Here is a 16,052-nt window from a genome sequence, read left to right on the forward strand (position 1 = left end):
AGTAGCAGCTATTAGTGTTTATTTTTTCCCCCATTGATAGTTGGGCTTATCACCCAGCCACAATTCCAATACACCTCCTTTTTGAAAGGTGTTATGGGATATCCAGAATTTTTCATGTTCTTTTCCATTTAGGCGGGCTTGTTGAATGTACGGATGGTCTTTACTGTTGTTATATACTTTTATGATAAATTGCTTCCCTTCATAATAGCGTTGATCAAGATGAATAATAATCTCGTCGAAGATGGGACTTGTTATTTCATAATAGGGATCAACGGATTGATTGCCCAAAATGTTAAACAAGCCGATAGCCATCAGTGCACTTACGCCGCCCATTTGTCCTTGGTCTTCGTCATGTCCTCCATAGCCTAAGTCTGGGGTAACGCCTCCATACGCCTGCTCTTTTACCTGACGTACCCAATACTGTGTCAGCCATGGTTTACCGGCATAGGTAAACACATGAGCATTAGAACATCCCGGTTGATTGGCATAGCTGATGTACCCGCTCGAATAGGCATATACAAAATCGGAAGCACGTGACATTTCAAAAGCATATTGCAGTTTGTTGGCAAAACTATCAGGCCCACCCATCAGTTTTATCAGTTCGTCTAAATCATGCGATAGTCCCCAAACAGCCTGATAGGCATTTGCTTCGACCCAGCCCGTACCGTTTAATGGGTCTTTATGAATAAAGATTCCTCTTTTATCTTTCGGGAAAATGAATTTTGTTTCGGGATCAAAAAGTTTTTTCCATCCTTGAGAGCGTTTTAAGAAGTACAATTCATCTTTTTTCTTTTTGAGCTTTTTGGCAAATTGGGCAATTCCCCAATCCTGAAAAGCAGCTTCCACAGTGATGCCTGCATTTTGGGGCCAGTAACCGTTTTTGATGTAGAATTCCACATCCTGAGGATCACCTAGCATGCCTCCCGGCATCGCATTGCGTTTTACCATCACATAGGCCGAATCAATACTGTGTTTTGTGAGAATACCTTTCATTACAGCACTCATAATTACATTAGAGCCTGGAGAGCTCGTCATGATATAGGAATACCCACCTCCGGAAGGTCCTCGAGGAATTTTGTAGCCATTGGTGGCATATTGCATTAAAGAGCTCGCCATCTCATCATGTACTTCGGGCCAGGCTAATCCCCATAATACATTCAAATTCCACTGTGTTAACCAAAAAGCATCGGAATTATACATTTGATATTTCAAGCGGCCATCTGGGTTTTTAGGAACCTGCCTAATAATGCACTGCGCATCGGTAAAAGTACCATCCCTCACACCCTGTGTACGATCCGGATAATGACCTGTTACATCTACAATGCTTCTTCGCCCCAATAACACATGCCATAAATCTGTATAAAATTTAATGCGATCTTTCAGTTCGCCTCCTTTTACTTCGATTTTACCTAACCATTCATTCCATATTTCCCTTGCGCGCAGTCGTACTTCATTAAACTGCTTTTGTTTAGCTTCTGCTTCAAAATTCTTTTTAGCATTTTCGATAGAAGTATAGGATAACGCTACTTTCATGTGTATTGCCTCACCCGCTTCCACAGGGATAATCACAGCTGCATTGAGCGTATCGCCACGATATGTATTGGCCATCGGCAACGGCTTGTTTTCATTAATGGCAATGAATTTTTGTATAGGTCGATCCAGCTCTACATAAGCGTATATAGTAACTTCTTTGGGGCCTCCCCAAAAACGGTTTACCGTGCTAAACTGAATGGATAAATGATGAGGATCTTCTTGTTCAATAGTCGCATTTGTCATTGTAGTAGAGCCTAAATGCCTCGAAAGTCCGAAAATGATTTGTGCGTTCTGTTTTTGAGTATAGGTAAAGCGGTAAAAATTGACTCTTTCTGTAGCTGTATATTCGGCCCAAATATTATGTTTACGTAATAACAGACGATGATAACCGGGTTGTGCGATTTCTTCATCATGTTGGAAATAAGATTTCCACTCTTGCTCGCCTCCGCCGAAAGGTTCACCCTCGATGGCCGGCATGATGTTGAGGCCCGATATCATCCAATCGTGTAATTGACCGAAGCCTAAAATATACTCTTCGTTATAGTTATATCCCCCTCCATTCTGATTTCTATTGCGCGTATGCGGTGCTGCACTTGCCATTGCAAAAGGCAATGCTCCAGGATTGAAGAAGAAATAACGTCCTCTATTGGTTTCAATAAACGGGTCCACCATGGCTACAAAATCTTTGGCTTCTGACGGATCGGTGAAGATCTCCACCTCTGAAAAACCTAGGTCCTTACCATAGCCATCCGTTGCCTGAAAGCGCACCCACTTTACTTTCTTAGCAGGAAAGGTTACTTCCTTACCTACACCATTGCGAGGAATGCGATTGACATATAAGGTACTTCCATCACTAAAGATTAATTTCCCTCCGGCAATATTGTCATAAGTATTGGGCCGATCATATAAAACAATCCTGGAAATAGTCTGTGGCTTGTCCCATTCAAATTGAATCCAAGGATACCGAAGATCGCCCCAAGAAGTTAATACACCTTCACAAGCCCATTCTCCTTTTCCATCTACCCCAATAATGCCATCTACAGCCTTGTCTGGGCTGAAGTTTTCATTTAAAGACGTGGATGCTGTAACCTTTGCAAGAGGAGCAATATTATCTGTGCTTGCGTGTACTATTGTGGTGCTGACTAGGCACATTAGATATGTTAACCAATTTTTCATAATGCCAAAAATTACAAGCCGCGATTATTTGAATGCATACTTTACACGAATAAAGCGGGGACGATATAGATTGGGGAACTCTTTAATATCATTGAAAAAATCGAAGGAATTGACATTGTAACTTATTACCAACTCATTCTGACCCGATAGTACGGTATGTACTTTAGCGTTGTATGGGAAGATATCCTTATCTTTTTCTATATCGTTTGATACATTGTATAGCTCAATCATATCAGAGAAAGGGCCCTCAGGTCGATCAGCAATTTTCATGGCGATAATAGGCGACATGGTCTGATACTGATATACCAGTGCATACTGTCCGTTACTCAGCTGGCATACACTCAGCTCGTTAGACACATTGGAGGCAATAGCCTTGGCTGCATCAAACTGATTACTCCATTGCTGACCATCCCAGAAGCGCCAGGCGGAAAAATCGGCAAAATCCTTAGTACGCACTCTCGCTACCATGAGTTCCTTCTCTTGCCCTTTTACGCCATAGATATAAACATATCCATCAGGGTTCGCTACTCCGGCTTTTTCAGTATTTACAAATATGCCCGCACCGAAATTAGGAACCGATGTAATAGGCCGATCTCCATGGAAAGGGATGTCGAACTGTTGTGCGGCCCTCCAGTTATATAAATCAGTATTGGGCACAATAATTAATGTATTGCCCTTTTCTTCAAATCCAAATGTTTGCTGCTGATCATTGGTTTTGATACGATATCCAATTACGTAGAGATTGTTATTATCTTCAGTATTGATAAAGCCATCGCCCAGCCAATAATATTCACCTTCACTTGTCTTGGGAGTAGTGGGTACAATAACGGATGCGGGCTGGTTTTGGATAGAATCCCATTTGAAAGATGGCGGATTGCCATTGGTGGGCACACTAGCCAAAGAGTTATTAATCATTTTAAAAAAGCTTAATACACCGTCGACGATTTCACCGATTATGGTATCGCTAAACCAAATGATGATTTCGCTTCTGTTTACTGTATTATCATACTCGACTCCATCTTTACGAACCATGAAGATACCGTCTCCTCCAAACCAACCTTTGGTACGATGGAACCACTGATCATATTCCGGCGCTCGCTCTGCTGTGAAAGTAAATTCAGCTTTGGGGTCTTCCCGATCGGGTTTTGATTTGCCATTATTGGAACAAGCAAGAAAACATGCAGCACCCAGAGCTATGATAAATAGTTTCAATTTCATGATATGTGATTATAGGTTAATTAACTGCTTCGAAAGTATAAACAAACACCTCTTCAGAGCCTAAGCCAAAATCTGTCAAATCCACAATGGATTCGAACACGAGCCGTTCTCTGTTTAAAGTTTTGATAGTGTACTTCTGCACATCATCCTCGAGCGTGAAGATGCTTCTATAAGTGGCGTACAGGGTTTTTTCATCTTCAGTGATATACCAACTGGGGAACTCATTAAAGCCGTCGAATAAGCAACCCTTGGCGCCGTACTCGATGTTCCATGTGCCATCCGCATTAAACACCCATACATCGTCCGATTCACAATCCTGTAGATCTTCAACCGGAGGATCGGCAGAAGTCCACATTTTGCTCAATAGCTTCCATTTGCGTGTGTATAGCGTTTGTTCAGCTGATAATATTGCATTTAAAGTAAGGTCTTTAGTAATGGACAGCCCATTCTCATCGGTAAAAATGAAATGAAATCCCACCAGCTTGTCCGCATCTCTGTCTAAAATTTCATATTCAAACGTGTAAGTATAGATATTATTGCCTGAGGGGGTTAATGTAACAGTCAGTCGGCCTTTGTTTTCCCATAAAGAATCAATGAAAGTGTTGATGGTCTTTGCAATGACAAGATCCTTTACCGAACTGGGAGTTTCAATGGTATAAGTGGTAGTGATGATTCTACCTGTTTTTTCGGTAAACTCAGCCACACTCAAACTGGCTTTGTGCGGACTGCTGATTTTATCTTCTTTCTTACAAGCGAATGCCATTATAGCTAGCAGACATATGGCATATGAGCGTATGGTTCGCATAATCGTTATTTTTTGGGATAGAATAAATGATATGTTTATCTCCAGAGATGTTCTATTTCTTCTAAGGATTTTCCTTTTGTTTCAGGAATAAACTTCACGACAAACAGAAATGCTACCGCCGATAGTATCATATATATCCAGAAGGTATAAGCAGCGCCAAGTGATTCTAACAGCATTGGAAAGGTCTGGGAAACCACGTATACCGAAAGCCAAAGAAAGAATATGGCTACACTCATAGCTCTTCCTCTCACAGGGTTAGGAAAGATTTCACTTACTACCACAAAGGTGAGTGGTCCCAGAGAAATCGCGAAAAAAGAAATATAAGCCAGAATAGCAACAAGCAAAAGCCATGCCTGTTCGATATTATAGTAAAAGCATGCCCCTACGATTAGAAGACAAATAGCCATGCCAAGCGATCCTATCAGCAACAGCTTTTTTCTGCCCCATCTATCTACATACCGAATAGCTACTAAAGTCATCAGAAAATTGATGGTGCCCACGATAATAGTTTGCATGAAAGAACTCTCGGTATCTGCGCCGGTTTGTTTGAAAATTTCCGGTGCATAATACATGATGACATTAATGCCTGTTATTTGAGATAAGATGGCGAGTATAACACCAATGATCAATGCCTTTCTAAAGCCGGTACTCCATAATTCGGATAAAGAAATCTGCTTCTCAGCAATTGCAGCTTGAATATTTGCTAATTCTGCGGCGGCGACATCGGCATTATTAATTTTTAGTAGAATAGCTTCTGCGGATGCAATCTGATTTTTTTGAACTAACCAACGCGGACTTTCCGGAACATTGATAAGTAGTAGGAGGAATATTACCGATGGTAATAGTCCGGAGCCGAACATCCAGCGCCATCCGGTGTGCGTATTCCATTCTTCACTATTTAGTGAGGCAATACCGGCATTAACAAAATAGATTACTAAGATGCCGATGACAATTCCTAATTGATAAATCGATACCAATCGGCCCCTGCTTTCTGCAGGGGCAATTTCTGAAATATACAAAGGGGCGAGGATGGAAGCCAATCCGATGCCTATTCCGCCGATGAGCCTAAAAAGGATGAATCCTGTAAAGTTCATAGGAATCAGTATGCCCAGCGATGAAACGGCAAATGCCAAGGCTGCCAATTGTAATACTTTTTTTCTGCCCCACGAATCACTTAACATTCCGGCTACCATGGCTCCCAACATACAGCCAATAAGCGCACAAGAAGCAGCCCATCCTTTAGCAGCTGCATCCAGCGTGAAATAAGTCTCCATATAACCAATCGCACCCGATACAACAGCTGTGTCATATCCGAACAGAAAACCGCCTATAGCAGCCACAATAGTGCATTTATATAAGAAGCTTTTTTTGGACGGTGTATTCATATGATTTAGTTTTTGGGTAAGTTATGGGTATTGATGAATGCTTTTAACACCGCAATCTCTTTGCCTTCACTTTCGCCGTATGGTCGAATCGTGTATTCTTTCACTGAAGCTGGAACGATGAAGGTTTCTGCATAGTGCACCACAAAAGGTTCAAATGCCTGTGTGGGGCTTTCAATCACGGCTTCTCGACCTTCTACTAAGTTCAGTACATTCACCACATCATTAGTAGTATGATGGGTTTGGGTAGACATCCAGTATCTTCTTGTTTCTATAAAGAATCCTTCATACAAGCCGGTGCGTTCTTCCCGCCAGCCTTCTCCCTCGCTAAGTACTGTTATTTTATTGATCAGATTTTCTTTGCTGTACTGTGTACGACGATTCCATTGAATAGCGTTTTTACCATGATCTATGGAGATGGGCCGGGGTTTGCCATCCAAGCCCATGCGTTCCCAGTCGTACAACTTAAATGTAAAAATGTAAGGGGTAGCACTGATTTCTAAAACCACGCTATCCGTTCCGGAGCAGTGTACGGTACCGGCGGGAATCAGATAGTGATCGTGTTTTTTTATGGGCCATTTCGCCACATATTTGTCCGCGTCAAAGGCAGTTGCATTTTCATACGCATACTCCAGGTCCTTAATCATTTGTTCGGGTTCTACATCGTCTTTCAATCCCAGATAAACCACTGCGCCTTCTTTAGCATCCATGATATAATAGCTTTCATCTTGAGTCAAAGGCATCCCGAATTGTTCCTTGATATATTCTTTCAAAGGGTGTACCTGCAGACTTAGATTTCCTCCATCCATTGTGTCCAGAAAGTCGAAGCGTATGGGAAAGTAAGCACCAAAGGCTTGATATACTTTCTCGCCAAGTAGGTGTTGTGGATATTCATGCACCAGATTAATAGAAGGAATTTCTATAGTTGCATTATCCAGCTTTAATAGCAAGCTATTTTCTTCCGGCACACAATCGAAAGCCCAAGCATAGTTAGGTGGGCCGTCGGGTAAATCACAAACCTGCTTAAGCCATTGTCCACCCCATGGTCCCGGATCGAAATAAGGTACTACGCGGAAAGGCTGGCGCAAAGCTCGTTCCAAACCCTTGACCATGGCGTCATGACGTACCAATTTGGGTTGATCCTGTACTGTTGTGTCTAGCCAGAACTGAATGGAATGAAAGATGTTTTGTTTATGACGATCCAATACTCGCCAGTCTACAAAGAATGAGCGTCGATATAAATATCCGAAAGATGCGTTTTTATTATTGGAGCCCAAGCTTGTCGCTTCATTTCTTTTAAAGCGAAGCTGAATTTCCCATCTTGCCATATCTGCATATACCAGTAAGCCATTAGGGGCTATCAGTGATGCAGCCGGCCCGATGATAATTTGTCGTTCATTGTTATTCAGCTGCGTTTTTAATTGTGCTACTTTTTCTTGATCCAAGAAATCTTCAATGCTCAGGTCATTCATTTTTCCAAAGATGGGATGATCTGTTACATAAGGATGAACCATTTTCTCAATGGTAGCAGCATCCTTCAATGCTTGGCGCGTATCAAACACTTTTATATCAGGAGCCAGCGATGCCCACTGCTGTATGATGGATGAGATCTTCACCCCCTGATACGTATCAATAACCAACTGTTTGTTCCCTGAATCTGCTAATTGAGCCAATAGAAATTCGATTATAGATTTCCATCCTACAATTGCCTGTTCGTTTTGCACCACCACAAAGGGGGCTTTGTCATAATTTGAAATGTACTGTTGTTTCATAATGATTAATTCCCAGATGTATGTAAATCGTTTTGTTTTAAATTCGGATTAGTGTCCAGTTCTCTTAATGGAATTGGCATTAGATAATGTTTAGCGGTAGGCGTAACCCCCGGTTTGGCCAATGGTACTTTTTGAATAAGCTGATTGGTGCGTACCAAATCAAAATAGCGGTGCCCCTCAAAGGCCAGTTCTAAAAAGCGTTCTTTTAAGATAGCTTCTCGCATTTGCTCTTTACTCAGTCCTGAATAATCCGGAACTACGGGCAAATAGGTAGTGCCGTTAAAGCGTGCTCTTTTTCTGATTTTGTTGATATATTCATGTGCAATGCTACTCCTGTCCAGCTCGTTATTAGCTTCGGCATACATGAGGAGTACATCAGCATAACGTATCACTGGAAAATCGTTGGATGACTCGTTGCCTTTAGGTTCCATCTCTCTATCCCAATATTTCTGTACATATGGGCGGATGGTTTCGATGATGCCATTATTGTTTATTTCTGTAATAAAAGTCACTTCTTTGCGACGATCGCCATTCTCATAAGCATTGTAGAGATACATAGTAGGAACCTGCCATCCCTGTGCATTCTGCACACCTTCTACAGACAGCTCAGGTGGAAGTAAGCGTACATTAAATTGTCCTACTTCCCAAAATATGATGGCACCGTTGGCATCTCCGAAGCCTACAGAAAATACGGCTTCTTTTCCTCCTCTATTGCGATGTTTGAATACTTCTGCAAAGTCTTCCCACAAATCATACTCGTTCGATTGAATGACTTCCCTGCAATCATCAGCTGCCTTTTGCCATTGTTGGTTGGTGAGATACATTTTGGCTCTTAATGCGTATGCCGCACCGCGGGTAGCTCTTCCTCGCCCGTTACCTGGAGGATAATTCAGTGGTAATGCGGCAATGGCATCGGTTAAATCATTTTCGATGGCGTTGTAGATCTCGGCAACAGGCGTATTGGTGGGATATAAATCTTCATCCTCGTTTAAAAGTAGCGGCACATTGCCAAACATGCGCACCAGATTGAAATAAATCAGTGCCCGCAGAAACTTAGCTTCACCGACTAACCGATTGCGTAATGCTTCGTTCATCTGAATCTTGGGGATACGGTTGGTGCAAATATTTGCCAGTGTGATTACTTTGTAATGCATGGTCCAAATCTCTTCAAGAGCTGGATTGGATGAGTTAACAGTGAAGTTGGAGATTAAATCAAAATATGGAGCGGCTACCTGACGGTTCTCCATTTCATCACTTGCCAAACCTGTAGTTACCCAAAAAGTGCTATGATACACTCCGGCTGTAGAGCCTGTGCTGATAGAGTTGAGATAAGCATACAGCGAGTTGACAGCACTGATGGCATCAGCTTCTGTGGCGTAGTAATTTTCAATAGTAATGAGATGTTTGGGATCTTCTTCCAAAAATTTACTACAACCTGAAAACAGGAGGAGTGCTGATAATAGGTATATAGAAAGTATCTTTTTCATAGACCGATATTTTTGAGGTTAGAAAGTGGCGTTAATTCCGAATTGCAACATTTTGGCTTGCGGATATCCTCCCTGATCAATGCCTATTAGTGTGGTGCTTTGTCCGTAAGTATTGGCCTCGGGATCAAATCCAGTGTATTTGGTAAACGTGAACAAATTGCTACCACTGAAATACACTTTCAGTTGTTGCACCTTTATTTTCTTCAACAGATTGGTAGGTAAGCGATACCCTAAGCTGATATTACGCACTCTAATAAACGATGCATCTTCGATAATAACATCCGATATCAGTCCCTGATCCAGACTTCCGGCAGCCAATGCACGCGGATATTTATTAGAAGGGTTGGTAGGTGTCCATCTGTTTAAAGCTGCTTCGCGCAACACATTGTGCTGACCTGTGAAGTTCAATAAGTCTAGATTGTTGAAGTTGGCCAACTTGTTGCCATATGAGCCATGTACAAAAATGCTGAGATCAAAATTTTTATATTGTAGGGTATTGGACAGTCCCATAGTAAACTTAGGTACTGCTGTGCCTAGAATTGTGCGGTCGTTTTCATCGATCTTTCCATCGTTGTTTAAATCATGATATTTACGGTCTCCGGCACGTGCTCTGGAAGCAGGGTTGGGGCTGGTAGGCTCTTGACCTACTAATACCGGACTATTCGCTGCTTCTTCATCGCTTTGGAAAATACCGGCAAACTTATATCCGTAGAAGGTTCCTATGGATTGTCCTTCACGCAACACCAACGCTCCCAGCAAATAAATGTCGTTATCGTCATTAAGCTTAGTGATGGTATTGCGGTTCATAGCAAAATTGACTGCCGATGTCCAGGTGAGCTTTTTCTGTATATTGATGGTTCTTAAATCCAGTTCAAGCCCCCAGTTATCGATGTTGCCGATGTTTAACATGGAGGTAGCAAAGCCCGAAGTCAGTGGGATAGGGGTAGTCAGTAATAGATCGTTTGTTTTCTTTTTATAGTAATCGGCGGTTAGTGTAATACGATTTTTCAGCATCGATAGATCGATACCCAGATCGAACTGACGTGTAGTTTCCCACTTTATTTTTCTATACACGTATGATGTAGGCTCATTACCGGTATATACTTCCACACCGCTAGGACTGTTAAATACTCCTTCGCCAAAAGGTCCGATTAAAGCCAATGACTGATAAGGAGGGATAGCCTGGTTGCCGATCACCCCATAACTTAATCTAAGTTTTAAATCATCTATGGTATTTTGATCAAGCATGAACTTTTCTCTAGAAATTCTCCATGCGAAAGCCCCTGAGGGGAAAAATCCATATTGATTGCCTTTTGCAAACTTGGATGATCCATCTACTCGTCCGGTAAGTGTAAAGAGATATTTATCATTAATGGTATAGTTTACTCTACCTAGATAGGAAAGCATGCTCCAGGATGATTCGGTATTGCTAGGTTTTTGAGGCTTCAATGCACTACCAATATTGTGATATCCCGTATGATTTGATGGAAGGTCAAAAGCGTATACAAATAATTTTTCGGTAAGGAAGCGTTGTGCCGTAAATCCTACTACGGCATTCATGCGATGATTATTGGCAAAAGCCTTGTTATATGTTAACGTGTTTTCGTTAAGCCAAGTATTACCTGTAGTTTTACCTAGTGATATTTCTCCGTTACTGGCCTGTGTACGTTTTAGAAAATTAGGGCCAAAGCTATTTTCCTGGTTGTTGAAGTAATCAATACCAAAGCTGGTCCTGAAAATTAAATCCTTGGTAAAGGCGTATTGCGCAAAGGTATTCCCCATCAACCGATTCAACTTTGTTACAGACACATACTCCTTGGCTTCTGCAATTGGGTTGCCCAATACTTTACCACGGTCATTTTCGAATTGGTATCCCCCTGGAGTATTAGGATCATAAATAGGCAGAATAGGATTGTAGAGCAAAGCTGAGTAAGTAACACCCGGAACAATTTGTCCGGCATTGGTCAGCACTCCTGTAGTATTAATATTGGAGTACGTGAAATAAACTCCGGTTTTTAAGCGTTCGGTAATATCTCTTTCTGCATTAACGCGGAAGGAGTATCTTTTAAAATCCGAACTGATTACGATACCGTCTTGATTAAAGTATCCGCCGGAAATATTAAATCTGGATTTGGCATCTCCCCCTGAAAAGCTTACCTGATAATTACCCATCCAGGCATCACGGTATAGCGCATCTTGCCAGTCGGTGTATTCGGTGATGTTAGCAGGATTTACATATACGGGTGTTTGATTGGCATTGAGTTTTGCCTCATTTACCAGAAACGCAAACTCGCTTCCATTGAGTACTTCTACTTTGCGTGCCAAACTTTGCAAAGTTTGCGAAGCATCTAACTGAACAGTTCCTTTTCCTGCCTTACCACGCTTGGTAGTAATCAATACCACACCGTTGGTACCTCTGGAGCCATACATGGCAGTAGCGGAGGCGTCCTTCAGAATTTCGATAGATTCGATATCTGCGGGATTGAGAGAGGCTAGTGGCGAGATACGAGGCCCGCGAGTACCTCCTGCGCTGATGTCTCCACCATCACTATTAATGAGCAAGCCGTCTACAACATACAGCGGTTCATTGCCTGCAGTAATAGAGCTGGTACCTCGAATTCGGATGGATGTTTCCGCGCCGGGTTTCCCCGACATTTGCGTTACTTCTACACCGGCAGCTCTTCCCTGCAAAGCCTGATCAAAACTGGTGGTAGGTACAGCCCGCAGTTCTTCACTCTTTACCGAAGCTACGGCTCCTGTCAGATCACTTTTTCGCATCTGACCATAGGCCACCACCACTACTTCCGACAATTCATTTTGGTTGCGCATCAGCCGGATGATAAGGGGTTTATTGGAGCTTACGCTCTGTTCGGATGTTACATACCCCACATGACTTACCATCAGCGTATGTTCTCCGGGCTGATAAGTGATTTCAAATGCGCCTGCTGTATTGGTTCTTACAGCATCATTTTGATGTTTCCATTGAACAGTAGCCCCTTCTATAGGCAGTCCTTCATCCGAAACGACGGTGCCTTTGAGGATGTCGTTTTGCGCCGACACGCATACGGGCCATAATCCGATTAGATAAGGGAGCAATTTGGCAAGCAATCCCTTGTTGGTACGATGTTTCATGTATGTACAATTAAATTAGTATATACGAATGTTCATACATATTAAAGTAGACATCATAAATCCCCTCCTGTTTTTCAAAGGCAAGCTACCCTAACGCTTTAATACTTATCTTTCGATGTCTATAGTGTAGGTAAACCGATCTGCACGATAGTATCCGATATTGTATTCGAAAGGTCGATCACCCGGGTCGCAAACAATTCTTTTTCTGAACAAAATAGGATCTCCAACCTTTACATTCAGCAACTTACTTAGTTTGGCATCGGCAAGTATAGCGCTAATCCCTTCTTTAGATACAGCTGCTACTATATGATGATCGTGTTCGAGCATTTCGTATAATGGCTTTGTAAAATCGTCTTCCGGTGTCAGTTTTGTTCTGGGATGGAAATACGAAATAAAATACACGATCGGACCTTTGTGCTCCGGTCCTCTCAGCCGTTCTAATTTTAAAATCTTTTCCCCTTCTTTAATTCCAAATAGCCGACGGATTTCCGCATCCGGTGCTATATAGTTTACCTTTAAGCTATAATTTCTGAATACCATCCCCTTCTCATCCATCTCATGCGTAAAGCTGGTCCATTTCTTAAGCTTAGTGGTGATGTTGTTCTTGGCAACCCGTGTACCTACGCCTTTCTTACGAATTAATAGGTTTTCATAAACCAATTTGCTGGTTGCCTGACGAACAGTACTGCGGCTAATACCTAATTTTTTCGCAATGTCTACTTCATTTGGCAGCAATTTTCCTTCTTGATATTCCGGCTTTTGGATCATCTTCCGCAATATCTCTTCCACTTGAACGTGAAGAGGAATTGCACTATTGTGATCAATTTTAAATTCCATGTCAGTATGTTCGTACATAGTAAAGTTAAGATAATTTTCTCTCAAACTTCCAAAAAAAATTTGATTTTTTTTATTTAATATTTGGGTAGAAGAAAATTGGGGATATACTGAAGGATCAGTAGTAGGGAAGAGCTACTGTTTGCTGCATGTTTTCTTCGTGTATTGGCATATTCCTCTCATGCAATCATTCCCTTGCTACCAAGGTTTATCTTTAAGATTTTGTTCGAAAGGAAGATCATCGTGATTAGATAATCCTCCATGAGGCAATCTTACTAATTGTAGCTGTAACAATATAGCCAGTTATCTTTTTAAAGCATGCATTTTTCTGAATGCACTGGGCGATTGCCCTGTATGTTGTTTGAACTGATTGGCGAAGTGTTGTGGACTACTGAATCCTAAATCAAAAGCGATATCGGAAAGCGATTTCTGGGTATATACTAATTGTTCTTTTACCTTATCGATGCGCAATTCGATAAAATATTGCTCTATGGTTTTGTTTTCTGCTGAGGAAAATAAATCGCTTAAATAGCTATAATCATAAAATATTTCCTGAGTGATATATTCCGAAAGGTTGGGTAGTTCTTCTGCGCTCAGCGTGTCTAGGTATTTTCTGACTCTGTTTTTGATATTTGTTATCAATTGCTCTTGTCTTCCCGTCACAATTTCAAATCCTACATTTTTCAATGCCTTTTCCAGACTGCTGCGCTCTTCGGCAGTATAATCTCTTTCGGGTAGGATTTGTCCTACTTGTACGGCGACATATGGCAGATTCAGTTGTTCAAGAATTTCCTGAACTACCATAACACAACGCTGGCAAACCATTCCTGAAATGACGATGGATTGATGCATACATTTAAAAAAAGCCGAAACCAAATATAGATGATTTCGGCTTTAACGTACTAGATTTAACAATGGCACTACTGTTTACTTTGCGTATTACACTTACAATCGGCACCGCATGTACATGTTTCGCAGGTGCAAGGATCACAATTACATCCCGATGCGTTGTTTGCGCAATTGCATGACTGAATGTGGGCATTTACAATTTGTTTTTCCATGATTTTTTTATTTAAGTGATGAATTATTTGATAATACAAAGCTATAACGCCCCTTGCTCCGGCTTTTACAGTAAAATGGGAAAAACTTACATAATTTTTGGATTAACAACATCCGAGTTATAACGGCTATGGATTATACTCTGTGACTGTTAAATATTGCACTTGTAAAGTGCAATTAAATAATTTCTTAGAGAGGCTGATAATGTTGCTTAGGTTTATTACAATTGCTAGTAGATCAGCGAAGAGGCTGCCTATTCATTGCATGGGAAGGCGGCTAGCGATGCGGATATTATTCACCCCGATAGATGCTTACGGCTATACTGAAGCTCCATCAGGGTGTGTTTATGATCCGCATTGAAATTTTTTTTATTGGGTTAATCGGATGAGCAGTGCGGTCAATTCATCCGGTGCAGTGATCATAGCATCATGTCCGGTATTGAGGGTGAGGTAAGTCCAGGAAGGATCATTTTTAAGTAAGTCGCTTCGGGCTTTTAATACTTCCAGTTGAGGGTTAATACAAGCGATATACACTTTAGGGAGACCGTTGCCCAAGGGATTTTTTAGATGGAGTGGTTGTGCAAACGTCATATAGGGTTGTGGCGTAAGGTGCTCAGTAACCCAATCGACCAGTGTTGAATCAGTTACACCAAAAAATCTAGGAGCAACCGGCTGAAAATGCTCCCGTCTTTCTACAACTGGTCGTTTACGGGCTTGCTCCCACTCCGGCTCAGCCGTCATAGGGCTTTCTCCGTTGTACACCAGCACAGCATCGAGATAAATTAACTTAGATAGCCGTTCAGAAATACTATCTGCAACGCCGGTGATGACGGCACCTGCATAACTGTGCCCTACCAGTACCACATTGTGTAGGTCTTCCATCTCGATGAGGTTGATGATATCTAAAATATGCGTTTGGAGCGTGATGCTATCATTAAGTAAATGTTTATGTTCGGCTAAGCCACTAAGGCTCGGTGTATAGACTGTGTAACCGTGGCGCTCCAGTTTTTCTTTGACGAATTTCCAAGACCATCCGCCGTGCCAAGCACCATGTACCAACACGAAAGTTGGTTTTTCAGATGCAAATTGCGCTTGCCCCATATGCACTACCAAAAACAAAACGATTAACAAAATTGTCTTTTTCATGGTTATATGTTTTTGGATGGCAAAAATATTTGCCACTTCAAAGGTGGGCAATAACTCACCCGAAAATGAGTGAATGCTAATCTATTCTCTACTATGGCAAGTGAGGCAAAAACACAGTCAAGCAACTATGAGAATCTTCGACTATTAGCGGCGCACTGTAATGTGAACAGCATACTGAAGCAGATAGGACTGCGCTGGAAAATGCAGCTCTTGTATTGTATTTCACAAGGGGTGTATCAGTTTAGTAAGTTGAAAAAAATCTTTCCCACTATCTCAGATCAGGTCCTCGGAAAACGCATTGCCGAATTGCAGGAAGAGGGACTAATCGAAAAATATGAAATAGCAGGTACGGTGCCTCAACAGATCCGTTATTCAGTGACGCAAAAAGGACATGAACTAATCGAAATTATTTTGGCTTTACAGCATTGGGGTGAACGGTGGTCCATTAATCAGAAGTGAAGACGGGTTATCTCCAACAATATGCGTGGAGGTATTTCACAGAATGCTCG

At 41.7% G+C, this 16,052-nt stretch carries 11 protein-coding genes; 1 reads left to right on the forward strand and 10 read right to left on the reverse strand.

Annotation, left to right across the window (positions count from 1 at the left end; all coding sequences use genetic code 11):
• Positions 1-18: 18 nt before the first annotated feature.
• The 10 genes from V2H41_RS03535 to V2H41_RS03580 form a co-directional block, all read right to left on the reverse strand.
• Positions 19-2,709 (reverse strand): GH92 family glycosyl hydrolase, encoded by a 2,691-nt coding sequence (locus V2H41_RS03535; RefSeq protein WP_330973746.1) that lies wholly within the window; start codon positions 2,707-2,709, stop codon positions 19-21.
• 24 nt (positions 2,710-2,733) lie between these two features.
• A complete protein-coding gene (locus tag V2H41_RS03540) occupies positions 2,734-3,927 on the reverse strand; it encodes a DUF4185 domain-containing protein (protein WP_330973747.1) in 1,194 nt (397 codons plus the stop codon).
• Between the two features lie 16 nt (positions 3,928-3,943).
• Positions 3,944-4,732, reverse strand: coding sequence for a hypothetical protein (locus tag V2H41_RS03545; RefSeq protein WP_330973748.1), 789 nt, complete (start codon positions 4,730-4,732; stop codon positions 3,944-3,946).
• 35 nt (positions 4,733-4,767) lie between these two features.
• Positions 4,768-6,117: a sugar porter family MFS transporter gene (locus tag V2H41_RS03550; RefSeq protein ID WP_330973749.1), complete on the reverse strand. Its 1,350-nt coding sequence runs from the start codon at positions 6,115-6,117 to the stop codon at positions 4,768-4,770.
• A 5-nt stretch (positions 6,118-6,122) separates the two neighbouring features.
• Positions 6,123-7,886 (reverse strand): class I mannose-6-phosphate isomerase, encoded by a 1,764-nt coding sequence (locus V2H41_RS03555; protein ID WP_330973750.1) that lies wholly within the window; start codon positions 7,884-7,886, stop codon positions 6,123-6,125.
• A gap of 5 nt (positions 7,887-7,891) precedes the next feature.
• Positions 7,892-9,373, reverse strand: a complete 1,482-nt coding sequence (locus V2H41_RS03560) for a RagB/SusD family nutrient uptake outer membrane protein (protein WP_330973751.1) — start codon at positions 9,371-9,373, stop codon at positions 7,892-7,894.
• Between the two features lie 18 nt (positions 9,374-9,391).
• The gene (locus V2H41_RS03565; protein ID WP_330973752.1) at positions 9,392-12,505 is read right to left on the reverse strand and encodes a SusC/RagA family TonB-linked outer membrane protein; all 3,114 of its coding nucleotides are present in this window, start codon (positions 12,503-12,505) and stop codon (positions 9,392-9,394) included.
• Positions 12,506-12,610: 105 nt separating this feature from the next.
• Complete coding sequence (locus V2H41_RS03570) at positions 12,611-13,360, reverse strand: GntR family transcriptional regulator (protein WP_330973753.1); 750 nt, start codon at positions 13,358-13,360, stop codon at positions 12,611-12,613.
• A gap of 282 nt (positions 13,361-13,642) precedes the next feature.
• Complete coding sequence (locus V2H41_RS03575) at positions 13,643-14,191, reverse strand: helix-turn-helix domain-containing protein (RefSeq protein WP_330973754.1); 549 nt, start codon at positions 14,189-14,191, stop codon at positions 13,643-13,645.
• 575 nt (positions 14,192-14,766) lie between these two features.
• Positions 14,767-15,543: an alpha/beta fold hydrolase gene (locus V2H41_RS03580; protein WP_330973755.1), complete on the reverse strand. Its 777-nt coding sequence runs from the start codon at positions 15,541-15,543 to the stop codon at positions 14,767-14,769.
• 93 nt (positions 15,544-15,636) lie between these two features.
• On the opposite strand from V2H41_RS03580, the gene V2H41_RS03585 reads away from it, so the two are divergent.
• Positions 15,637-16,002 carry a winged helix-turn-helix transcriptional regulator gene (locus V2H41_RS03585; RefSeq protein WP_330973756.1) on the forward strand — a complete coding sequence of 122 codons (366 nt, stop codon included), beginning with the start codon at positions 15,637-15,639 and terminating at the stop codon, positions 16,000-16,002.
• The last annotated feature ends 50 nt before the right edge of the window (positions 16,003-16,052 follow it).

This window comes from Niabella digestorum, assembly GCF_036409055.1.
Lineage (GTDB): Bacteria > Bacteroidota > Bacteroidia > Chitinophagales > Chitinophagaceae > Niabella > Niabella composti.

What these genes read in the sequence shown, in the direction of transcription:
- V2H41_RS03540 (WP_330973747.1), bottom strand. Translation starts at nt 3,927, where the DNA reads ATGAAATTGAAACTATTTATCATAGCTCTGGGTGCTGCATGTTTTCTT.
- V2H41_RS03580 (WP_330973755.1), bottom strand. Translation starts at nt 15,543, where the DNA reads ATGAAAAAGACAATTTTGTTAATCGTTTTGTTTTTGGTAGTGCATATG.
- V2H41_RS03545 (WP_330973748.1), bottom strand. Translation starts at nt 4,732, where the DNA reads ATGCGAACCATACGCTCATATGCCATATGTCTGCTAGCTATAATGGCA.
- V2H41_RS03575 (WP_330973754.1), bottom strand. Translation starts at nt 14,191, where the DNA reads ATGCATCAATCCATCGTCATTTCAGGAATGGTTTGCCAGCGTTGTGTT.
- V2H41_RS03570 (WP_330973753.1), bottom strand. Translation starts at nt 13,360, where the DNA reads ATGTACGAACATACTGACATGGAATTTAAAATTGATCACAATAGTGCA.
- V2H41_RS03535 (WP_330973746.1), bottom strand. Translation starts at nt 2,709, where the DNA reads ATGAAAAATTGGTTAACATATCTAATGTGCCTAGTCAGCACCACAATA.
- V2H41_RS03550 (WP_330973749.1), bottom strand. Translation starts at nt 6,117, where the DNA reads ATGAATACACCGTCCAAAAAAAGCTTCTTATATAAATGCACTATTGTG.
- V2H41_RS03560 (WP_330973751.1), bottom strand. Translation starts at nt 9,373, where the DNA reads ATGAAAAAGATACTTTCTATATACCTATTATCAGCACTCCTCCTGTTT.
- V2H41_RS03585 (WP_330973756.1), top strand. Translation starts at nt 15,637, where the DNA reads ATGGCAAGTGAGGCAAAAACACAGTCAAGCAACTATGAGAATCTTCGA.
- V2H41_RS03565 (WP_330973752.1), bottom strand. Translation starts at nt 12,505, where the DNA reads ATGAAACATCGTACCAACAAGGGATTGCTTGCCAAATTGCTCCCTTAT.
- V2H41_RS03555 (WP_330973750.1), bottom strand. Translation starts at nt 7,886, where the DNA reads ATGAAACAACAGTACATTTCAAATTATGACAAAGCCCCCTTTGTGGTG.